This window comes from Aeromonas sp. DSM 116730 (genome assembly GCF_046581335.1).
In the GTDB taxonomy this organism is placed as follows: Bacteria; Pseudomonadota; Gammaproteobacteria; order Enterobacterales; family Aeromonadaceae; genus Aeromonas; species Aeromonas rivipollensis.
This window is the reverse complement of the sequence record NZ_CP144265.1, coordinates 3238014-3259753: the sequence shown is the minus strand read 5'-3', so window position 1 is coordinate 3259753 and position 21740 is coordinate 3238014. Positions and strand designations below refer to the sequence as shown.

Annotated in this window: 19 protein-coding genes and 1 pseudogene; 10 read left to right on the top strand and 10 right to left on the bottom strand. The window is 63.0% G+C overall.

Annotated features, from left to right (window positions below; genetic code table 11):
- Positions 1 to 185: 185 nt before the first annotated feature.
- From Aeroheme_RS14835 to Aeroheme_RS14795, 9 genes and pseudogenes are all read right to left on the bottom strand, one after another.
- Entirely contained in the window at positions 186 to 2051 is a 1866-nt protein-coding gene (locus Aeroheme_RS14835) for a beta-N-acetylhexosaminidase (RefSeq protein WP_411166110.1), read from the bottom strand.
- 67 nt (positions 2052 to 2118) lie between these two features.
- Positions 2119 to 2991 carry a BadF/BadG/BcrA/BcrD ATPase family protein gene (locus Aeroheme_RS14830; protein WP_408836974.1) on the bottom strand — a complete coding sequence of 291 codons (873 nt, stop codon included), beginning with the start codon at positions 2989 to 2991 and terminating at the stop codon, positions 2119 to 2121.
- A gap of 236 nt (positions 2992 to 3227) precedes the next feature.
- Positions 3228 to 4943: a glycoside hydrolase family 9 protein gene (locus Aeroheme_RS14825; protein ID WP_411166109.1), complete on the bottom strand. Its 1716-nt coding sequence runs from the start codon at positions 4941 to 4943 to the stop codon at positions 3228 to 3230.
- A gap of 102 nt (positions 4944 to 5045) precedes the next feature.
- Positions 5046 to 6038 carry an ABC transporter ATP-binding protein gene (locus Aeroheme_RS14820; RefSeq protein ID WP_106887486.1) on the bottom strand — a complete coding sequence of 331 codons (993 nt, stop codon included), beginning with the start codon at positions 6036 to 6038 and terminating at the stop codon, positions 5046 to 5048.
- Positions 6039 to 6049: 11 nt separating this feature from the next.
- A complete protein-coding gene (locus tag Aeroheme_RS14815) occupies positions 6050 to 7072 on the bottom strand; it encodes an ABC transporter ATP-binding protein (protein WP_005331243.1) in 1023 nt (340 codons plus the stop codon).
- Positions 7069 to 7983: an ABC transporter permease gene (locus tag Aeroheme_RS14810; RefSeq protein ID WP_163147766.1), complete on the bottom strand. Its 915-nt coding sequence runs from the start codon at positions 7981 to 7983 to the stop codon at positions 7069 to 7071. The genes Aeroheme_RS14815 and Aeroheme_RS14810 overlap by 4 nt, the downstream gene beginning before the upstream one ends.
- A 1-nt stretch (position 7984) precedes the next feature.
- Positions 7985 to 8968, bottom strand: a complete 984-nt coding sequence (locus Aeroheme_RS14805; protein ID WP_042648440.1) for an ABC transporter permease — start codon at positions 8966 to 8968, stop codon at positions 7985 to 7987.
- A 117-nt stretch (positions 8969 to 9085) separates the two neighbouring features.
- Entirely contained in the window at positions 9086 to 10768 is a 1683-nt protein-coding gene (locus Aeroheme_RS14800; RefSeq protein WP_408781539.1) for an ABC transporter substrate-binding protein, read from the bottom strand.
- Between the two features lie 632 nt (positions 10769 to 11400).
- A pseudogene (locus Aeroheme_RS14795) lies at positions 11401 to 11580 on the bottom strand (hypothetical protein); the annotation flags it as partial.
- An 11-nt stretch (positions 11581 to 11591) separates the two neighbouring features.
- On the opposite strand from Aeroheme_RS14795, the gene Aeroheme_RS14790 reads away from it, so the two are divergent.
- Both Aeroheme_RS14790 and Aeroheme_RS14785 read left to right on the top strand, forming a co-directional pair.
- Positions 11592 to 11894, top strand: a complete 303-nt coding sequence (locus tag Aeroheme_RS14790) for a hypothetical protein (RefSeq protein WP_111910279.1) — start codon at positions 11592 to 11594, stop codon at positions 11892 to 11894.
- 146 nt (positions 11895 to 12040) lie between these two features.
- The gene (locus Aeroheme_RS14785) at positions 12041 to 12508 is read left to right on the top strand and encodes a GNAT family N-acetyltransferase (protein WP_111910278.1); all 468 of its coding nucleotides are present in this window, start codon (positions 12041 to 12043) and stop codon (positions 12506 to 12508) included.
- Positions 12509 to 12658: 150 nt separating this feature from the next.
- On the opposite strand, the gene rimO is transcribed toward Aeroheme_RS14785, so the two are convergent.
- Positions 12659 to 13987, bottom strand: coding sequence for a 30S ribosomal protein S12 methylthiotransferase RimO (rimO, locus tag Aeroheme_RS14780; protein ID WP_395948788.1), 1329 nt, complete (start codon positions 13985 to 13987; stop codon positions 12659 to 12661).
- A 295-nt stretch (positions 13988 to 14282) separates the two neighbouring features.
- Here rimO and befA point away from each other — a divergent pair, with 295 nt between their 5' ends.
- From befA to fliJ, 8 genes are all read left to right on the top strand, one after another.
- A complete protein-coding gene (gene befA, locus Aeroheme_RS14775) occupies positions 14283 to 15059 on the top strand; it encodes a beta cell expansion factor BefA (protein WP_106887482.1) in 777 nt (258 codons plus the stop codon).
- A 149-nt stretch (positions 15060 to 15208) separates the two neighbouring features.
- A complete protein-coding gene (locus Aeroheme_RS14770; RefSeq protein WP_111912525.1) occupies positions 15209 to 15559 on the top strand; it encodes a hypothetical protein in 351 nt (116 codons plus the stop codon).
- A 126-nt stretch (positions 15560 to 15685) separates the two neighbouring features.
- On the top strand, positions 15686 to 16003 hold the full coding sequence (gene fliE / locus Aeroheme_RS14765; protein WP_106887480.1) for a flagellar hook-basal body complex protein FliE: 318 nt from the start codon (positions 15686 to 15688) through the stop codon (positions 16001 to 16003).
- Between the two features lie 131 nt (positions 16004 to 16134).
- Positions 16135 to 17841: a flagellar basal-body MS-ring/collar protein FliF gene (gene fliF, locus Aeroheme_RS14760; protein WP_163136079.1), complete on the top strand. Its 1707-nt coding sequence runs from the start codon at positions 16135 to 16137 to the stop codon at positions 17839 to 17841.
- Positions 17834 to 18895 carry a flagellar motor switch protein FliG gene (gene fliG / locus Aeroheme_RS14755; RefSeq protein WP_025326240.1) on the top strand — a complete coding sequence of 354 codons (1062 nt, stop codon included), beginning with the start codon at positions 17834 to 17836 and terminating at the stop codon, positions 18893 to 18895. The genes fliF and fliG overlap by 8 nt, the downstream gene beginning before the upstream one ends.
- Positions 18896 to 18963: 68 nt before the next feature.
- Positions 18964 to 19767, top strand: coding sequence for a flagellar assembly protein FliH (fliH, locus tag Aeroheme_RS14750; protein WP_111912523.1), 804 nt, complete (start codon positions 18964 to 18966; stop codon positions 19765 to 19767).
- A gap of 177 nt (positions 19768 to 19944) precedes the next feature.
- Positions 19945 to 21276 carry a flagellar protein export ATPase FliI gene (fliI, locus tag Aeroheme_RS14745; RefSeq protein ID WP_025326242.1) on the top strand — a complete coding sequence of 444 codons (1332 nt, stop codon included), beginning with the start codon at positions 19945 to 19947 and terminating at the stop codon, positions 21274 to 21276.
- Positions 21277 to 21292: 16 nt separating this feature from the next.
- The gene (gene fliJ, locus Aeroheme_RS14740; RefSeq protein ID WP_106887478.1) at positions 21293 to 21733 is read left to right on the top strand and encodes a flagellar export protein FliJ; all 441 of its coding nucleotides are present in this window, start codon (positions 21293 to 21295) and stop codon (positions 21731 to 21733) included.
- Positions 21734 to 21740: the final 7 nt, after the last annotated feature.

Here is a 21740-nt window from a genome sequence, read left to right as displayed (position 1 = left end):
TGCGTTGCTGGTTGTTATTGTGGTTGAACCGGATGCAGGCCCGGGCGCAGTGCGTCTTGCCCGGCCTCATCGGGGGCCTTATTTTGCCAACAAAGGCGGAGTAAAAGTAGGGGCCAGGTTGGATTTTTGTTGTTTGGTGGTAAAAAAATGGCGACCAAAAGGTCGCCAAAAAGAGAAAGATAACACTACCTCTGTGGCACCCGGTAACGCACCTGTAACTGATCGAGGATCTGCAGCTGGCCGGGCAGGCGGGCGGCGAAGTGATCCCAGGCCTTGCGGGCGGGGTCGCTCCAGGCCACCTCGGCCGTGGCGAGCATGCGCGGGAACAACATGTAGTCGAGACGATCGCGAGAGGTGATCAGTTCCGACCACAAGGGGCTCAGCACCCCCAGGATGTTATCGTTGGCATGGAAATCGGCCGGTGCAGGATCGCATAGGTAAACCTGCTCCAGATTGAGGGTCCCCGCCCAGTAGAGGCCGGGTTCATGGATGTCCGGGCTCCAGGCGAGATCCAGATAGAGGGACTGGGCCGGGGCCATCACCACGGGGTAGCCCGCGGAGGCGGCATCCAACCCCGCCTGGAAGCTGGTCCAGGCGAAGATGGTGGCATCCCGGCTCACCTTGTCCCCGTGCAGTATCTCCTCCCAGCCCAGCATCTGCTTGCCTCTGGCCGCCAGGTATTGCTGGCAGTGGCGCAGCAGGTGGCCCTGCAGCTCCCGGCAATCGGTATAGCCCTGCTCTGCCATCAACTGCTGACAGGCGGGGCTGTCGGTCCAGACCCCGGTCGGCACCTCGTCCCCCCCCATGTGCACCTGAGTGCCAGGGAAGAGCGCGCACACCTCGTCGATCACCGCCTCCAGGAAGCGATAGGTACCGGGCAGGGCCGGGTTGAGCACGTTGTCGTCAAAATATTGCACCGAGAGGTAGCGGGAGTGATCCGCCTCTTCCCGCAGCAGCTCGGGCAGCGCCTTGATGGCCGCGTGGCAGTGACCCGGGATGTCTATCTCCGGGATGATGGTGATGCCGAGCCCGGCGGCATAGGCCACCAGCTCACGCACCTCGCTCTGGGTGTAGTAGCCGCCATAAGGATCGGGGCCGCCGCTGAGCTGGGGGCCGACCGCCAGGCCATGTCCCCGCCAGGCCGCCACTTCGGTCAGCCGGGGGAAGGCCTTGATCTCGAGGCGCCAGCCCTCGTCATCGGTCAGGTGCCAGTGGAAGCGGTTGAACTTGTAGAGGCTCATCTGCTTGAGCAGGCGCTTGAGGGTGGCGATGGAGTGGAAGTGGCGGGCGCAGTCGAGGAAGATGCCGCGAAAACCGAACCTGGGCGCGTCCTCCACCTCGAGGCAGGGCAGGCTCTCCCCGTGTTGCAGGGCCCACTGGGCCAGGGTCACCAGACCGTGGCGCCAGCCCGCCTCGCCGGCGGCCAGGATGCGGATCTCCTCTGTGGTGATGACGAGCTGGTAAGCCTCCTGGGGGAGAGGGGCCTCGACCAGGTGGATCTCGGCGTCGTGATCCTGGGTCAGGGCGAGCCCCGTCAGCTCGTTGAAATGGGCCAGCAGGGGGGCCAGGGAGACAGGGCCGCTGACATGGGCCCGCTCGGCCAGGCGGAAGTTGCCCTCCGGCAGCCGCAGCTGAGCCGGCTGGGGCACTATGCCGTTGGCGGGCTCCACCTCGGGTAGATCGGGGGCCGCGGCCGGGCTCGGCGGCAGACCGAGATCCTGGCCCGCCTGCACCAGGGGTTGCAGCTGCGGCTGGGCGCCTTCGTCCGTCAGGCTGAGGAAGAAGCCCTGAGGCAGATCGGAGTAGCGCTTGATGGGAGTGTTGCGGCAGCAAAAACGCAGCTCGCTGACCCCCTCATGGGGCACCAGCACCTTGTAGCTGCCGCTCTGGCGCGCCAGGGATCCCCCCTCCACCGACTGGGGATCTATGTGGCGGGCCAGGCAGAAGTGCAGCTTCCAGGGGCTGGCCGGGAGCTGGCTCAGGGTGAAGCGGAACCAGACGTCTTCACCGTCGCGACGGTCGATCTGGGTATGGATCAGGGGTGCAGACATGGGTATTCCTCTGATTGGGTGAACAAGATGGGGTCCTCTCCCGCAGGCGGCTCAGCGTGGACAGTGCTCAGGGGTGCAGACATGGGTAGGCCTCCGACTGGGCAAACAGGATGGCGCCTTCCAGCGCATCGGCTTGCGGGGGCACCAGGTTGAGGTGTCCCAGGCGAGGGGCCAGGCGCATGCCGACGCCGCCCAGCAGGGCGATGCGGTCGGCTCCCAGCAGTCCCATGCCCTCCAGCAGGGTCTGCAACTGGGCGCAGGTTTCGTCCAGCAGCTGGTTGGCGAGCTCATCCCCGTCGCTGGCGGCGTCGAACACCCAGGGGGCGAAGCGGCCATAGTCGGCGGGAATGGCGCGGGCGGCCCAGCGCACCACCTCGGCCTGATCCCGCTTGAAGTGATCGAGCAGGCGCACGGCGAGTAGGCTGGGGGGCAGGATGCCGTCGTGGCAGAGCAGGGATTGCTGGATGGCGCGCAGCCCCAGCCAGGCGCCGCTGCCCAGATCCGAGATGGGGAAGCCGCGTCCCGAGCAGCTATGCAGCTGACCATGGCGGTAGATGAGCCCGGCGGACCCTGTGCCTGCGATGAGGATGGCCCCCTCACGGCCACCAAAGGCGCCGAGGCAGGCGCCGAAGGCGTCGGAGGTGAGCCTGACGCTCGCGAAGGGGAAGGGCATCTCGAGCAGGGCCTGGTAGCAGTTGGGCAGCTCGGCGGAGGCCAGCGCCAGCCCCACTCCCATTTGCTGCTCGCTCTCCCGGGGGAGCCCTGCCTCAAGGCGGGCCTGCTCGATGGCCGCCAGCACATTGGCGTGAGCAACCTCTATGCCGAGCTCCAGGTTGGAGCCCGCGGCGCGCCCCTCTCCCAGCACTCTGCCCCCCTTGTCCCGAATGCGGGCGCGGGTGTGAGTCCCCCCGCCATCGACCCCGACCCAGAATTCAATCATGACGAGCCTCCGGCGCACTCTGCCAACTGATGGCCAGGGCAAACCAGGCTGAATGATTGGAGGATCCACTGCTCTCTCCTGCGCCAATGATGTCCGAGCCGATCCTTGTGCGTCTCAATCATGACGAGCCTCCGGCGCACTCTGCCAGCTGATGGCCAGGGCAAACCAGGCTGAATGATTGGAGGATCCACTGCTCTCTCCTGCGCCAATGATGTCCGAGCCGATCCTTGTGCGTCTCAATCATGACGAGCCTCCGGCGTACTCTGCCAGCTGATGGCCAGGGCGAACCAGGCTGCGTGGGGGATCCACTGCTCCCCCCAGCGCCAGTTCTGATCCAGCCGATCCCTGTACTCCTCCGGGATGAAGGCCACCTCAGCCTCGTCATCGAATCCTGAGGTGATGCCGTTGCAGATGCCGCCGAGGGCATTGGGATAACCGGCGGTATAGCTCGGGTTGTTGATGCCGTGCCCCGCCAGCATGCTGGCGTTGAAGGGGTTTTGCCCGAGGATCCAGTCGAGCTGGCGCTGACCGAACGTCATCAGAAGCGGGCTCTGCTGGGGGAAGTGGCGGGCCGCGGCGAAGGCCATGGCGGCCAGGGAGGCCAGCCGGGCATTCTCCCCCTGCCACCAGTAACCGGACTCGTTGTGGTGGGGCATAAAGAAGCTGATGCGAGGGTCTTCGTCGACCCCTTTCACATATTGGCGAGCCAGGGCGAAGGGGTTGCCCGCCCGGGCGGCGAGGGCCAGCTCGGAGGCCAGCGCCTGCTGTACCACGGCGCTCACCCGGGCGCGGCGATCCTGATCCGGCTCGACCCCCAGGTACTCCAGCAGGGCCAGCACCGGCAGACCCGCCTCGGCGGCGTGGTAGTAGGGGCGCGAGCCGTCCTCATTGGCACTCCAGTAGTGGCCGAGCTCGGGGTGGGGGCGCTGGCGGGCGCAGAGCCTGCCGGCCCTCTCCCTTGCCTCCCCGAGCCAGTCGCGGCCAAGGGTCTGGGTTAGTTCCACCGCCGCCAGCAGGGCGCAATAGTCGTCGATGATGTTCTCGAGGCCGTCGTCCAGGTAGGCGAGGTTGTGCTCGCGCAGGTGCAGGTAGCCGCGCCTGGCCGCCTCGGCATAGTGGCTGGTATCGAAGTCGCCGCCGGACTGCTCGCGGGCGGCTCTGGCCAGGGCGGCGATGGCCATTCCGCCCCCCTGGCGAAAGCCCGCCTGCCAGTCGCTGGACTTGAGCCCCTGCTGGGTGGCGTAGGCGCACAGCTCGCGCTGCTCGGGATCCTTGCTCCACTTGTCGAACAGTGTCATGTAGAAGAAGCCGCTCTCATCCTGCATCCGGCAGAGAAAATCCGCCCCGTGCAGCCCCTCGTCACCGAGCCGCTTGCAGAGGTTCAGCCCGTCGATGTCGCGGCGCGTCGCCAGGAGCGCCCGGCTCTTGAGCAGGCTCCACACCACCAATGGGGTCTGCTGGGGGTTGAGGTAGTTGGCGTAGGAGAGGTGGCTCAGGTATTTGCTCATGTCGCCGCTGGCATCGAACCAGCCGCCGTGCACATCCTTGCGCTGGTCGGTGCCAAACAGGCGGGCGCTGCGGTCGGCTCTATCGAAGGCGCCGCTGGCACGCTGGCCCTTGAAGTAGTGAATGACATCTGAGAGGCAGCGGCTGGTCAGCAGATCCTGACCTATGGCGAAGCGGGTGGAGCGGACTATGCCCTGTGCTGTGATGGCTTCCAGCCGGTAGTGGCCGGGCTCCTTGAAGGCGCTGAAGTCGGCACGCCAGTAGGCGCGTCCCTGCCAGCCGGGCACCTGGCCTGCGGCCTGGAGAGGAACCTCCAGCAGCAGGCGGTCATCATGCAGGCGCCGCAGTCGCACCAGGCCGCTTATTTCCACGTTGGCGTCGGTCTGCAGCAGGGCAATCTTGTGTCCGTCACAATCGTAACCCACCTGATTGATCAAGAGTTCCATCCAGCTTTACTCCCTGGTCTGGGGCAATGAAGGGGCCTCGCGAGGAGGCCCGGGTGAAGGTGTCGCGGGCCGGTAAAGCCGCCCCCTGAGTGGGAGGCTGGCTTATTCGTGCAGGTAGCAGCGCACGAAGTGGTTGTCGGCAAGCTTGGTCACCGGCGGCAGGCTCTCCTTGCAGCGGGGCATGGCCTGATGGCAGCGCCCGGCGAAGGGGCAGCCCCGGGATTCCGGGGTCCAGAGCGGTATTTCCCCCTTGCGGCCCCCCTCCAGCTCGGCGTGTATGCTCTTCTCGGGATCCGGCACCGCCGAGATGAGCAACTGGGTATAGGGGTGCTGGGGGTGGTGCAGTATCTCGTCCACCTCGCCCCACTCCACCATGTGGCCCACGTACATGACCGCCAGATCTTCCGCCACGTAGCGGGCGGTGGCGATGTCGTGGGTGATATAGAGCATGGAGACGCCGAGCTCGTTCTTCATCTGCTCCATCAGGTTGAGGATGCCAATGCGAATGGAGACATCGAGCATGGAGGTGGGCTCATCCGCCAGCACCACTTCCGCCTCCACCGCCAGGTTGCGGGCTATGTTGACCCGCTGGCGCTGGCCGCCGGAGAGCTGGTGGGGATACTTGGCCGCCGTGGCCTTGGCCGGGGTCAGCCCCACTTTTTCCAGCAGGGCATAGACCATGTCCGGCAGATCTTTCTTGTCGAGCACCTTGCTGTGCAGCAGCAGGGGGCGGGCTATGTGGTGGTAGATGGTGTGGGTCGGATTGAGCGAACCGAACGGGTCTTGCCATACCATCTGCACGCTCTGGCGATAGTCCAGCAGGGCGGTGCCCTTGTTGAACTCCTCCAGATCCCGGCCCCGGTAGAGGATGCGGCCGTTGGAGAGCTTGTACATCTTGGCGATGATCTTGGCGATGGTGCTCTTGCCGGAGCCCGACTCCCCCACCACCGCCAGGGCGCGGCCCCGGTGCAGGTTGAAGGTGATGTCGGAGAGGGCCCGCATCTTGCCGCTCTTGATGGCATTGGAGTTGACGGCGAAGTCCTTGTAGAGATGCTGGACCTCGATGATGGGCGCGTCGGTTTGGGCGATTTGCATGACAGACATCCTTAACAGCCAGCGGCCTTGTCCAGATAGATGGGGTGGTCCAGTTGTTCCTCGGCCGAGTCATAGAGGTGGCAGGCGGCCTGCTGCCCGGGCCGGATCTCGGCGAGGGCGGTATATTCCTGACGGCAGCGATCGTGCACCTTGCCGCAGCGGGCCTGGAAGCGGCAGCCGACCGGCACCTCCAGCAGGTTGAGCGGGGTGCCGGGGATCCCCTCCAGCACGGTTTTCGGGCCGTGCAGGGGCGGGAAGGAGTTGCCAAGCCCCTTGGTATAGGGGTGCAGGGGTGCGGTCAGTATCGCCTTGGCCGGCGCCACCTCCACCAGTTCGCCCGCATACATGATGCCGATGCGATCGCAGAACTCGACCATGAGCGAGAGGTCGTGGGTGATGAAGAGAATGGAGAAGTTGAACTTCGCCTTGAGGGCGTAGACCTTCTGCAGTATCTCCCGCTGCACCACCACATCCAGCGCCGTGGTGGGCTCATCCATGATCAGGAGCTCGGGGTTGAGGGCCATGGCGATGGCGATCACCAGCCGCTGGCGCATGCCGCCGGAGAACTGGTGCGGATAGTCCTTGAGCCGGCTCGGGTGGATGTCGACTATCTCCAGCAGCTCCTGGGCGCGCTTGATCGCCTCATAGCGGGTCATGCCGGGGTTGTGGGCCAGCAGCACGTCGCAGAACTGCTCCTCCATCCGCAGCACCGGGTTCAAGGCATTCATGGCGGACTGGAACACCACGCTCGCCTGGCGCCAGCGGTAGCTGCGCAGCCGCTCGTCGTCGAAGCCGAGGATGTTCTCCCCCTTGAACAGGATCTCGCCGCCGCTGATGTAGGCGGGCGGCTTGTGCAGCCGGGCCACCGAGAAGGCGACCGTGGACTTGCCGCAGCCGGACTCGCCGGCGAGGCCGAAGACTTCGCCTGGGGCTATGTCAAAGCTGACCGAGTTGACGGCGCGCACGTCGCCGCTCTCTGTGATGTAGTCGACGCAGAGCTGGCGCACCGACAGCAGGGGTTGTTGCGAGCTCATGCTGTCTTCTCCTGGGCTGCTATGGGGGTGACGGGGGTGGCGAGCTGTTTCCAGCGGCGCAGACCCTTGTGAGAGCGCAGTTGCGGGTTGGCTATCTCGTCGATGGCGAAGTTGAGCATGGCCAGACCCGCCCCCAGGGTGGCGATGGCGAAGCAGGGGGCCAGGATTTCCCACCAGGCGCCTACCAGGATGGCGCTGGAGGTCTGGGCGTTGTAGAGCATGATGCCCCAGCTGACCACTGTGGGGTCGCCGAGTCCCAGGAACTCCAGGGTCGCCTCGGTGACGATGGCGTAGATGATGGAGCCGATGAAGCTCACCCCTATGATGGAGATGAGATTGGGCAGTATCTCCACCAGTATGATGCGCCAGGCCGGCTCCCCCAGCACTTCGGCGGCGATGACGAACTCTTTCTCCCGCAGCGCCAGGGTCTGGGCACGGATGACGCGCGCGCCATAGGCCCAGGAGGTAAAGCCTATGATGAGCGCAATCACCGTCGGTGACGCCTCCCCGATAAAGCTTGCCAATACCAGCAGCAGAGGGAGGTTGGGGATCACCAGCACCACGTTCATCAGGAAGGTGAGGCACTCATCCACCACGCCGCCGAAGTAACCGGCTGTGATGCCTATGCCGATTGCGAGGGCGCACACCAGCAGGCCTGCCCCGAAGCCCACCATGAGGGAGATGCGGGCGCCACTGGTGAACTGGGCCCAGAGATCGTGGCCCATGCGGTTGGAGCCCATCACCAGCTCCACGCTGGGGGGCTGGTGCGGGCGGGCGACCCGCTTGGTGGGCTCGTTGCTGGCGAGCAGCGGGGCAAACAGGGCCATCAGCACGAAGGTGACCACGATGGCGAGGCCGAAGGCGGCCTTCTTGTTGCCCAGCAGGATTTTTAAAATAGTCGGCATACGCATCTTATTTGCCTCCTGTACGCAGACGGGGATCCAGGAAGACATAGAGCACGTCCGCCAGGAAATTGAAGCTGAGCATGGTGATGGTCATGATGAGCAGTTGCCCCTGAATGAGCGGGTAGTCGCGGGCCAGTATGCCCTGGTAGAGAGTGAGCCCCAGGCCCGGGTAGTTGAAGATCACCTCGGTAATGAGGGAGCCGCCGATGACGAAGCCGAGTGCCATTGAGAGGGCGGTGACGCTGGGCAGCACGGCGTTGCGGGCGCCGTAGTTGAAGATGACCCTGTTGCTGGAGAGCCCCTTGGCCTTGGCCATGGTGATGTAGTCCTCCCCCAAGAGGTTGATCATGTTGTTGCGCATGGTGATGAGGAAGCCCCCCACCTGCACCATGGCCAGGGTGCCCACCGGCATGATGGCGTGCAGCATGATGCTCTTGATGTGTTCCCAGCCGAAATCGGCGGGGATCTCCGGGCTGTAGGCGTAGCCGATGGGCAGCCAGCCGAGACTGACCCCGAACAGGAAGAGGGCGAGCAGGGAGACCACCACGGGTGGAATGGCCTGCATCACCAGGGTGAGCGGGGAGAGGATGCTGTCCATGCGCCCCCCCCGGTACCAGGCGGCGAAGATGCCGACGATGGAGCCGATGGAGAAGCTCAGTATGGTGGAGGTGCCCACCAGGAACAGGGTCCAGCCGATGGCGCGGCCGAGCACGTCGGCGACCGGTTGCGGGTAGTAGCGCACCGAGGTGCCGAGATCCCAGGTGAAGACACTCTTCACATAGGCGAGAAACTGGGTGGTGATGGGACCGTCAACGAACCCGAAGGTGGCCTTGAGGGCTTCGAGGGCGGCAGGTTCCATCATGGCGCCGGCCCGGGCGAACATGACGGAGACGGGATCTCCGGGCATGGCTCTGGGCAGCAGGAAGTTGATGGTGGCGGCCACCAGGAAGGCGACCAGATAGAAGGAGAAGCGTCTTAGTATAAATCCCATGGTGATACCTTTTACTGCAAGCCTGCCCCGCGCCGGGCAAAGCTCCCCCAACCCCGGCAAAGACGGGGGATGGAAGACATGGCGGGGAAAAAGGCCCCCCGCAGGGGGCCGAGGTGGTTAGCTGTTTGGCTTGAGTGACAACACGTGCAGCAGACGTTCCGGGGTGTCCGGGTGTACCTGCGGCTTGGCGACCGGGTTGTCGGCACTGAACCAGCCATTGAAGCGCTTGGTGCTGTATTCGTACCAGGTCGGGTTGTTGAACACCGGGATTATGGTCTGGTTGGCACCGACGCGGTCCTGGATGGCAAACATGATCTCCTTCTGCTTGGCCGCATCGGCGGTCTGGGTGAAGTCATCGATCAGCTTGTCGAGCTCGGGATCCTTGTAACGGGGCGCGGCGAAGCGGTTGCCGCGCTCACCCATGTTGCGGGAGTGGAAGGCGGTCTCGAAGTACTTGTGCGGGTTGGCACCGGCAAAGTAACCCTGCAGGGCGACGTCGAAGTCACCTGTGATCAGGTTCTCGGTCCAGACGGTGGCTTCCGGGGTGGAGGTCTTGGCGTTCAGGCCCAGGGCCTGCAGCCCTTCCACACCGATCTGGACTGTGTTGACCCAGTCGGTCCAGCCGTTCGGTACCAGCACCTTGAACTCGATCTTCTTGCAGCTCGGGGTGTCGAGGAACTTGTCGCCGTCACAGTCCTTGTAGCCCGCTTCCTTCAGCAGAGCCTTGGCACCTTCCAGGTCGAACTTGTTGTATTTGCCGTATTTCTTCTCGACATCCGGGTTGTCCCAGGAGGCGAATGCCTTGCCCAGACCAGAGGGGTATTCGTTGACGGTCGGGTAGCCGTAGCCCGCGATGTCCACCATGGACTGGCGGTCCATCGCCATGGAGAAGGCGCGGCGGAAGTTGATGTCGTTGAAGGCTTCGTTATTGCCCGGGTTCTTGCTCTGGAAGTTGACGTTGAACGCCACTGTGCCGGAGGCGGGGAACCAGTACTTGTTGTTCTTGGGATCGTTGCCGACGTAGAGGCGCTCGATGTCCGGCACGAAGGAGCCGAACCAGTCCACGTCACCCTTCATCACAGCAGCCAGTACCTGGTCGTTGGTGGCCATCTGCGGCATGCGCAGGCAGTCGATGGCGAGGTTGGCGTTGTCCCAGTAGTGCGGGTTGCGGCACTGGGTATAGAGCTGGGCGGAGAAGTTGTCCACTTCGGTGAAGGGACCTGTGCCGACCGGCTTGTCGTTGGTGAAGGCAACCGGGTCTTTTACCGACTTCCACTGATGCTCGGGGACTATGGGCACCAGCACCAGGTCGTTCACCACGTTGGTGTTGACCTCGGCCAGGTCGAATTTGACCTTGTGCTCACCCAGCTTCTCGACACCCTTGATCTGAGTCCAGATGGAGCGCTCATCCAGCGCCTTGTTGGCCTTGACCAGGTTGAAGGAGAAGAGGATGTCGTCGGCGGTGAAGGCTTCACCATCGGACCACTTGACCCCTTCGCGCAGGTCAAAGGTGACCGACTTCAGGTCATCGCTGAAGGCGTAGTGGGTGGCCAGACGATAGACGGGTTTGCCACCCTGCATATCGTTGAAGATCACCAGCGGCTCGTAGATGAAGTGACGGGTGGTGTGCAGCAGACCGGCCTGCAGGAAGGGGTTGAAGTTCTTGACCCATGCGGTCTCCTGTTGCGCGACCAGGGTCAGCACCGTCTTGTTCTCGGCGGCCATGGCGGTGCCGGCGGCACCGAGCATCAGGGTTCCCAGCATGACTGAGGTAGCGATTTTGGATACTTTGGCAAGCATATTTTTTCCTTTCTTATTGGTCTTCCATGGTTTTGGAATGGAGCACCGAATCCCATGCTTGGATACCGGCCCTCAATGTTGGTCAGGTTTTGCACCCTTGTAGTTGTGTCATCCAACGCCCTTAGAAAAGCAGAGTTAACAGGAAAACAACAACTCTTCATTTCGTCGATATCGTAAAAACTCGAGCTCTCTCGTCATTATCGTCAAACTCTATTTTTAATCCTTTTAAATTATACACTTGCATTAATTTTCACAAAGTACCAAGTCACCCTTTATGACAATTCAAAGACGATAATGTGAAGTGGATCGTGCTCATTTTTTCTCCCCCTCAGTGGCTTTTTTTTGAGCTTGAAACAAGCGCCCCTGAGGGCGGGGTAGAACTGTGCGCTGGCTCACTAAGGAGGAATCTCCCGGCGGGTCGGATGATGACGGGTGGCTCCCCTGTTGCGGAAGGACCCGGTGCCGGGTGCCTGTGCTGTTTCGGGGCAGGCTGGCCGCGGGCAACAAAAAAGCCAGTCAGTATTCACTGACTGGCTTCTGACTGGCTTTTGGCGGACGCCACATCCGTTAGCGGATTACTTGACCAGGCTGGCCCACAGATCGTACTCGTCCGCCTCGTCGATGCGGACCTCGTCCACGCCGTAGGCGGAGGTGTCCTGGGAGATGACCAGGATCTCCTTCACGCCGGCCTCTTTCAGGCGCTTGGCCTCGGCCAGTACCTCGCCGATGGCTTCCAGCGACTCCTGTACCGCACTGTCGATGAAGCCGCAGGTGTTGACCACCACCAGCTCCGCATCGTCATAGCTGGGTACCTCTGAGCCGGGTGGGCCAGGCCAACGAGAAGCTGGTCTTCAGCTTTGCCGTGGTCGGTCAGGGGTCCGACATCCATGTCACCACGGGCAACTGGAATTTCGTGTTCGGTGACAATATCCAGGCGATCCTGGACACCAATCTGGGCTCCCTATTCGGGATCCTGACCCAGGAGTTCACCTCGACCGGGCAGGCCAAGACCGCCTTTACCTTCACCCCGGCCGATCTGCCGCGCCAGTTGCAGAACCGGTTGCTGGGTCATGGCGGGAAAGTACGCCTTGGCTCCCGATCCCTTCCACTCCCCGGCTGGTTATGATATCCATTCGATAACCTTGTCTAGAGCATGCCGGTCTCGGAGCCTCGCTGCTGGCGAGGCCGCCGCTCGCGGGTGCGACCCTGGGTTTCGCCTCGCCGTGTTCATCCTTCCCCAGCCGGTCAGGGGTTATACGAAAAAGAGGCTTTATGGAGTTGTTGTTACTGGCGGATGCGCCATCTGCCGCAGTCGTGGTTGCCTCATGGTATTTTGACGAATGGTGCCGCGACAGTGGTCGCTTTACTCAAGATCAGGTGCTGGCCAAGGTCATGGCGGCCACCCAGGTTGACCGGGCTCCGCTGATCGTACTGGCGCGCCAGGCTGGTGAATGGGTGGGGGCTGCCGAGCTCAAGATCCGTGAAATGGCGATATTTCCCGAGTACGAATATTGGTTAGGTGGGGTATATGTCGTTGAAAAAGCGCGCGGGCAGGGGGTCGCCTCCTTGCTGGTAACAGAGATCCTCAGCCGCGCTCGCAGGGCGGGGATCAGCAAGCTGTACTTGCAAACCGAAAACCTGACCGGTGGCGTTTATTGCCGTCATGGTTTCAAGGCCGTTGAGGAGGTCAATGATAAAGGCGTTCATGTTCTGGTGATGGTGGCGGATACCGGCATCTAGCCCTCGTCAGAAGCGTTGACCCGGTGACGCCTGGCGCCCCGCTTCAGCGCGCATAACCATTTTGTGCGGCCAATAAAAAAAGCCAGTCAGGGTCACTGACTGGCTTTTTTATTGGCGCCTGCCGGGCAGGTGCCGTCATGGACTGCGGACTTAGCCTATCAGGCTGGCCCAGAGGTCGTATTCGTCGGCTTCATCGATGCGGACCTTGACGAGATCGCCGGGTTTGAGGCCGGTTTCGCCGTTCAGGTAGACCAGGCCGTCGATCTCGGGGGCGTCGGCGAAGGAGCGGCCGGTGGCGCCCTCTTCGTCCACTTCGTCGATCAGCACTGTCATCTCCTGGCCGACCTTGCGGGCCAGCTTGCGAACTGAGACCTGCTGTTGCAGCTCCATGAAGCGCTGGAAGCGCTCTTCCTGTACTTCTTCCGGCACCGGATCCGGCAGCTCGTTGGCCTTGGCACCCTCGACTGGGCTGTATTTGAAGCAGCCGACCCTGTCCAGCTCCGCCTTGTCGATGAAGTCCAGCAGCATCTGGAACTCTTCCTCGGTCTCGCCGGGGAAGCCGACGATGAAGGTGGAACGCAGGGTGATCTCGGGACAGATCTCGCGCCACTTCTGGATCCGCTCCAGGGTGCGCTCGACGGTACCCGGGCGCTTCATCAGCTTCAGGATGCGCGGGCTGGCGTGTTGCAACGGTATGTCCAGGTAGGGCAGTACCTTGCCGTCGCGCATCAGCGGTATGACGTCATCCACGTGCGGGTAGGGGTAGACGTAGTGCAGGCGTACCCAGATGTCGAGCTTGGCCAGCTCCTCGCACAGGGCGACCATGCTGGTCTTGACCGGCATGCCGTCGTAGAAACCGGTGCGGTGCTTGACGTCCACGCCGTAGGCGGAGGTGTCCTGGGAGATGACCAGGATCTCCTTCACGCCGGCTTCTTTCAGGCGCTTGGCCTCGGCCAGTACCTCGCCGATGGGACGGCTCACCAGATCCCCGCGCATGGAGGGGATGATGCAGAAGGTGCAGCGGTGGTTGCAGCCCTCGGAGATCTTGAGGTAGGCGTAGTGACGGGGGGTCAGCTTGACGCCGTGGGCCGGCACCAGGCTGGTGAAGGGGTTGTGGGTCGGCTTCGCCACGTATTTGTGGACGTGACCCAGCACCTCTTCATAGGCGTGGGGGCCGGTGATCTCGAGCACCTTGGGGTGGATCTCGCGGATCTGGTTCTCTTTGGCGCCGAGGCAGCCGGTGACTATCACCTTGCCGTTTTCGGCCAGGGCCTCGCCGATGGCTTCCAGCGACTCCTGAACCGCGCTGTCGATGAAGCCGCAGGTGTTGACCACCACCAGCTCCGCATCGTCATAGCTGGGCACCACATCGTACCCTTCGGTACGCAGCTGGGTCAGGATACGCTCGGAATCGACCAGATTTTTGGGGCAACCCAAGGAGACGAATCCTACTTTGGGGGCCTGTTTTGTGTTGGACATCGCTCAATCACTCTTAGGTGGCTCTTATTCAAGGGCGCGGATTTTACCGGAATGGCTAACCAAAAACTATACAACCGAGGTTGTCAGGCCGAACAATATTTACGGTCAGCTTCTGTCCCTTGTCGTCAGGGAGGCTGTGCCCGCTCATGAGGGCGGTGGCCGCCGCCCCCTCGCCGCCGGGGAAGCCTGGCCCTGATTGACCCGGGTGGAGGGGACAAGCACACAGGACTTCTTTGAGTTGGCTTAAATCTGATAGGGTGGCATGTCCGCTGATGGGATATTCAAGGAGCACACAATGAAGAGCCGATCCTGGTTGATTGCCGCCATCCTGGCACTTGCATCTGGCCCCAGCCATGCCGACTGGGCGAAATTGAAGGAGGCGGCCTCCGAGCTTGGCACCGCGGTGAGCGACACCAGCAAGGAAGCCTGGCAGGGGATCACCGACTTCTCCAAGGCGACCTGGGAGTCTGTCTCCAGCTGGGGAGCCGATGCCTACAACAAGGCGGGTGCCTGGTCGGAAGAGAGCGCCGCCACCGGCAAGGAGTGGTTGACGGCCGCCGACAAGAAGCTCGACACCATGCTCGAACCCAAGACCCCCGCTGAGGCCAGAACCGCCCTGGATACCATGGCCGATACCGCCCTGGTGCGGCTGTTCAACGAGCAACCCTCCGCCAAGCTGCTGTTTGACCAGGCCTACGGCTATGCGGTGTTCGACTCGCGCAAGTTCTCCCTGATGGTGCACACCAACCAGGGATCCGGGGTTGCCATCAATCGCAAGACGGGCAAACACACCTATATGAAGATGTTTGGCGCCGGGCTGGCCGCCGGCATGGGGGGCAAGTTCTACCAGCAGGTGGTGCTGTTTGAAGACAAGGCCAGGTTCGATGCCTTCGTCAACAAGGGCTGGGAGGCCACCTCCGAAGTGGGGGCCGTGGCCGGCAAGGAGAGCGCCGAGCTGACCGCCAAGTACAATGGCGGCATGGCCATCTACCAGATAGGGGAGAAGGGACTGCTGCTCGATGCCAATATCTCGGGTTCCAAATACTGGCTGGATGACGATCTGAACAAGTGACGGTGGTCGTTGGCAGCGATCCGGTATTTTTCTTTTATCATGTTGAAATACTGCCTGTTTAAATGACGTGACTTGCAGTAAAAAGGGGGCCTTCGGCCCTCTTTTTCATGGGCGAAAGCAAGACACAGTCGTTAAACAAGGAGAGTGGTATGACCCAGGCATCTGAATCTGCCGTGGACTGGCGCCGGGAGTGGGAGCGGCAGAGCATCTATCTGCGGCTGCAGGAGGGGAGCCCCATGGTCCTCTGGGTCAATGGCGATGAGGTCGAGCCCCTGACGGAAGGGGCGGCAAAGGGGGTCACCTTCGGCTGGGGACGGGCGGACGAGGGGACCATGGCGCTGGCGCTGGCCATCGTCGCCAAGCTGGTGGCGGTGGGCCTGGTGGACCCTGGGCAGGCCACCGAGAAGGCGCACTTCCTGCACGACGAGGTACTGGTCAAGCTGCCAGCGGACGAGCACTACGATTTGCATCTCGGTTATCTGAAGCTGGTGCTGGGGTGACATGAGCCGGGACTAGGGCGCCCGCTTGTGGCTGCCCCTTGGCACCGGCGGCCTGCCCCCTCTTCCCGGTTGGCACTCTAATTGCTTAAGGCTTGCCAGTGTCAATGATTTGTCTGGGAAGGGAAGATGGAAATAAGCGCAAGCAGCCTGATGCAAGAGATGCAGGCACTCAAGGTAGAAGCCGGTGCCACGCCGCTGACCCAGCCCGGTCGTCCGGTCAACTCGGATTTCGGTCAGATGCTGCAGCAGGCCCTCGACAACGTCAACGAATTGCAGGGCAGCGCCAACGATCTGCGCACCCGGTTCGATATGGGCGACAAGTCGGTGGACCTGTCCGAGGTGATGATCGCCGGGCAGAAATCCTCCATCGCCTTCGAGGCGACGGTGCAGGTGCGTAACAAGATGGTCGATGCCTACAAGACCATCATGAACATGCCGGTATAAGCGATCTCAATCAATCACGGCGACTGAACATCGTGAAGATGTCGGCAATAAGAGATCTTAATAAATTTTGACGACAGATCATCATGAAGATGTCAGCAATGATGAGCATGTCAGCAATAAGGACCTGAAGAGTGGCTAACGATCCAAACGGCGATCTGCTGATGAACAACGAGGGGGCTGCCGCCCTCGATGAGCACGAGCAGAAGAGCTCGGCCCTGGGCTTCTTGTCCAACACCGATGTGTTGCGGCAGATCACCCTGATCCTGGGGTTGACCATCTGTCTGGCCATCGCCGTCTTCATCCTGCTGTGGGGCAAGGAGCCGGAGATGCGTCCCCTCGGCACCTTCAACACCCAGGAGCTGGTCTCCACCCTGGATTACCTGGATCAGCAGAAGATCCCCTATCAGGTCGATGGCAAGAGCGTGCTGGTCAGCGCCGAGAATTATGCGGACATCCGGCTGCGCCTGACCCGCGCCGGCCTTGCCAGCAGCAGCGAGGCCAGCAACGATGGCGAAGCCATACTGCTCAAGGACTCCAGCTTCGGGGTCAGCCAGCGAATGGAGAGCGAGCGTCTGAAACTGAGCCGCGAGCGCCAGCTGGCGAGCGCCATCGAGCAGTTCCAGAACGTCGCCAAGGCCCAGGTGCTGCTGGCCATTCCCAAGGACAACGTGTTCGCCCGCAACGAACGCAAGCCGAGCGCCACAGTCGTGCTGAGCCTGAAAGGGGCTGCGCTGGGTCAGGGAGAGGTGGACTCCATCGTCGACATGGTCGCCTCCGCCGTGCACGGCCTGGAGCCGACCCGCGTCACTGTGACCGATCAGAACGGTCGCCTGCTCAACTCCGGCTCCCAAGACCCGCTCTCTGCCCAGACTCGCAAGGAGTTTGCGATGCAGCAGAAGCAGGAGCTCGAATACAAACAAAAAATTGACGCCATCCTGATCCCGGTGCTGGGGGCCGACAACTATACGGCGGAGGTGGATCTCTCCCTCGACTTCTCCCAGCAGGAGCAGACCCGCAAGACCTACAATCCGGACTTGCCGGCTGTGCGCTCCGAGATGACGGTGGAAGAGAACAGCGCCAATGGCAACAATGGCGGTGTGCCAGGCGCGCTCACCAATCAGCCGCCCGCCGCCTCCAGCATTCCCGAGCAGGCCGCCGGCGCGGAAGGGGGAACCAGCTCTTCCGGCCGCTCCCGCAAGGAGGCGACCCGCAACTTCGAACTGGACACCACGGTCAGCCACATCCGGCGCCAGCAGGGCGGCATCCGCCGCATGACGGTGTCGGTGGCGGTGGATTTCAAGGCCACTCCCGGCGCCGACGGTGCCGTCACCCGGGAAGCCCGCAGCCAGGCCGAGCTCGATACCCTGCGCCGTCTGCTCAGCGGCGGCCTCGGCTTTGACGTGACCCGGGGAGACACCCTGGAGGTGGTCGCCATTCCGTTCAACCGCCCCGAGCTGGAAGCCGTGGCCGATATGCCCATCTACGAGCAGCCCTGGTTCTGGCGCGCGGTGCGCATCGCCGCCTCGGTGCTGGTCATCATAGTGCTCATCGTCACAGTGGTGCGGCCCATGCTCAAGCGCCTGCTCTACCCGGATGCCAAGCCGGAAGGGGAGCTGGACTTCGACAACCACACAGTGCTGGGTGGTGATGACGAGCTGAGCCTGCTGGCAGCCCAGGCCGAGGCCGAGCCGGTGTTCGGCCTGCGGGATGGCCAGCTCAAGCTGCCTGACCTGCACCGTGACGAGGACCTGCTCAAGGCCGTGCGTGCCTTGGTAGCGAATGAACCAGACCTGGCCGCTCAGGTCATCAAAGAATGGGTAACGAACCGAGATGCCTGAAGAGAAGAAAAACCAAGTCACCGGTAACGAGATTACCGATAACCAGCGCCAGATCCTCGACCAGATGGCCGGGATGGAGATGGCGGCGGTCTTGATGCTGAGCCTCAACGAGGAGGACGCCGCCCAGATCTTCCGTCATCTCGAGCCCAAGCAGGTGCAGCGGCTCGGCATGTCCATGGCCTCCATGTCGGATTTCAGTCACGACCGGGTGGCGGCGGTGCATCGTCAATTTATCGACGACATCCAGAAATACACCAACATCGGCATCGGCAGCGAAGACTTCGTGCGCAAGGCCCTGGTGGCGGCGCTCGGGGAGGACAAGGCCAGCAACCTGGTGGATCAGATCATCCTGGGATCCGGCGCCCGTGGCCTCGACTCCCTCAAGTGGATGGATGCCCGCCAGGTGGCCAGCATCATCCAGAACGAGCACCCGCAGATCCAGACCATAGTGCTCTCCTATCTGGAGCCGGAGCAGTCCGCCGAGATACTGAGCCAGTTCCCGGAGCAGGTGCGCCTGGATCTGGTGATGCGTATCGCCAACCTCGAAGAGGTGCAACCGGCGGCGCTGCAAGAGCTCAACGACATCATGGAGAAGCAGTTCGCCGGTGCGGCGGGGGCCCAGGCGGCCAAGATGGGTGGCCTCAAGGCCGCCGCCAACATAATGAACTACCTGGACACCAACATCGAAGGCCAGCTGATGGACTCCATCCGCGAGTCGGACGAGGAGATGAGCCAGCAGATCCAGGACTTGATGTTCGTGTTCGAGAACCTCATCGACGTGGACGATCGGGGCATCCAGACCCTGCTGCGGGAAGTGCCGGGGGATCTGCTGCAACGGGCCCTCAAGGGCTCGGACGACCAGATGCGCGAGAAGGTCTTCAAGAACATGTCCAAGCGGGCCGCCGAGATGCTGGCGGACGATCTCGAAGCCATGGGGCCGATCCGGGTCTCAGAGGTGGAGGCCGCCCAGAAGGAGATCCTCTCCACCGCCCGCCGTCTGGCGGACGCGGGCGAGATCATGCTGGGGGCTGGCGGTGGCGAAGAGTTCCTCTAAGCCATGGGCAATGGAATGTGCGATGATGTCGCCCCCTTCGTCCTGCACCCTAGGAGTGTCTTTCGCACATGAATAACAAGAACAGCAAGCTGCGGGGCTATGTCAGACCCGAGGCGGACGAGACCCGGGTGGAAGCCTGGGGTTGGCCCGAGATGGAGGTCGAATCCGAGATCCAGAGCAATGCCCTGGGGCTCGGCCCTGACTGGTATCGCCAGGAGCAGGCGGACGAGATGCCGCCACAAGAGCAGCCGGAGGAGCCGACCCCCAGCATCACCGCCGAAGAGGTGGAAGCAATCCGCCAGGCCGCCTGGGAAGAGGGGCTGGCCGAGGGGCGAGAGGCCGGCTTTGCCAAGGGGCTGGAGGAGGGCAAGCTGGAAGGCTTGCAGCAGGGTCATCAGGCGGGTCTGGAGCAGGGCCGCGAAGAGGGGCTGGCCCTGGGCCGCGACCAGGTGGAGCAGGAGATTGCCCACTGGCAGGGGCTAGTCTCCCGCCTCGCCAATCCCCTGAGCGAGCAGGACAGCGCCGTGGAGCAGCAGCTCATCGCCCTGGTCCAGCAGCTCGCCCGCGCCCTCATCCGCCACGAGGCCGAGACCTCCCCAAAACTGTTGCTCGAGGCCCTCAAGCAGGGTCTTGCCCTGCTGCCCGCCGCCGAGCAGGGGGTCACCCTGATGCTGCACCCGGATGACGTGGCCCGGGTCGAGCAGGCCTTCGGCGCCGAGGAGTGTGCCCGGCGTCACTGGCGGCTGCAAAGCGATCCCACCCTATCCCCGGGGGATCTGCAGCTGGCCACCGAACTTTCCAGCATCGATCTGACCCTCTCGGGGCGCATCGATCAACTGCTTCGCAACTTCCTTCGTGACAATGCCGACTGACACCCTGTTCCGCTCTGGCACAGGGAAGCCAGGCTGCTGCGCATCATTTCCCTTCGTGACAATGCCGACTGACATCTCTTCCCGGTCGGGCATAGGCTGCGCACTGTCTCCCGGCTTAGTGACAATGGCGGCAGGCTCCTTGTCTCGGCCTCTTTCCCCTTTCTCACTGGAGGCGCGATGACAGCATCCCTGCTCAGTCGACTGCAAGGCTACCGGGTCCGCGATCTCGCGCCCATTCCGCCGGTGGCGGGCAAACTCACCCGGGTGGTGGGGCTGACCCTGGAAGCCATCGGCTGCCGCGCCGCCATCGGGGCCCTCTGCCGCATCGACACCCAGGATGGCATGCTGGAGGCCGAAGTGGTGGGCTTCTCCGGCGATCGGCTGTTTCTGATGCCGAGCGAGCAGCTCAAGGGGATCATTCCAGGTGCCCGTGTGGTGCCCATCACCGAGGATCACGGCATCCCCGTGGGCATGAACCTGCTCGGCCGGGTCATAGACGGCATAGGCCAGCCCCTGGACGGGCTGGGCCCTATCATCTCCTCCCAGACGGTGCAGTTCGCCCAGCATCGCATCAACCCGCTTGCCCGTCGTCCCATCCATGAGCCCATGGACGTGGGGGTGCGCGCCATCAACGCCGTGCTCACCGTGGGGCGGGGCCAGCGCATGGGGCTGTTCGCCGGCTCCGGGGTCGGCAAGTCGGTGCTGCTCGGCATGATGACCCGCGGCTCGGTGGCGGATGTGGTGGTGGTGGGCCTCATCGGCGAGCGGGGCCGGGAGGTGAAGGAGTTCATCGAGGAGATCCTCGGTGCCGAGGGGCGCGAGCGCGCCGTGGTGGTGGCGGCGCCGGCCGATGCCTCGCCGCTGATGCGCCTCAAGGGGTGCGAGACGGCGCTCGCCATCGCCGAGTATTTCCGCGAGCAGGGGCTCAACGTGCTGCTGCTGATGGACTCCCTCACCCGCTACGCCCAGGCCCAGCGCGAGATCGCCCTGGCGGTGGGGGAGCCGCCGGCCACCAAGGGCTATCCGCCCTCGGTGTTTGCCAAATTGCCGGCGCTGGTGGAGCGGGCCGGCAACGGCAGCGACGGCCAGGGCTCCATCACGGCCTTTTTCACCGTGCTGACGGAGGGGGACGATCTGCAGGATCCCATCGCCGATGCGGCGCGGGCCATCCTGGATGGCCACATAGTGCTGGCGCGGGAGCTGGCGGATGCGGGTCATTACCCGGCCATCGACATCGAAAAATCCATCAGCCGGGTCATGCCCATGGTGACCTCCCCGGAGCACATGGAGCTGGCGCGCGCCTTCAAGCAGTTCTACTCCCTCTATCAGCAGAACCGGGATCTCATCACCATAGGCGCCTACAGCCAGGGATCGGATCCGCGCATCGACAGGGCCATCATCCAGAAACCCTATCTGGATCAGTTCTTGCAGCAGAAAATGCGCGAGGTGGTTCCCTACGACGAGGGTCTGCAATCCCTGCACATGGTGGCCATGCCGCTGATGCGTTAACCGGTGGAGTGTCGTGATGAGTAAAGGATTGACGTTGCTGGCGGGCCGACTGCTGGAGGCCGAGCAGCAGGCCGCCATGGCGCTGGCCAAGGCCCAGCAGGATCTCAAGCTGTTCATGGATCAGCAGAATGCACTTAACCAGTACCGCCAGATCTATCACCAGCAGTGGACGGATCGCGGCCTGCAGGGGATAACGCCCCAGCAGAACAGCCAGTATCACGCCTTCATCAACAAGCTGGAAAATGCGGCGACCCAGCAGTATGAAGGGGTATTGCAGGTGCGCGAGGCGCTGGCCCAGTGCCGTACCCAGTGGCTCGAAGCCCAGCAGCGGCGCAAGGCCGTCGAGCTGCTGCTCGAGAAGCAGGCTGGACGAGCGCAGCTGAAGGCCCAGCGTCAGGAGCAGAAGATGCTGGACGATTACGCCATACTGCGACGCTATCACCATTCTGGCCTGTAACTTGCTT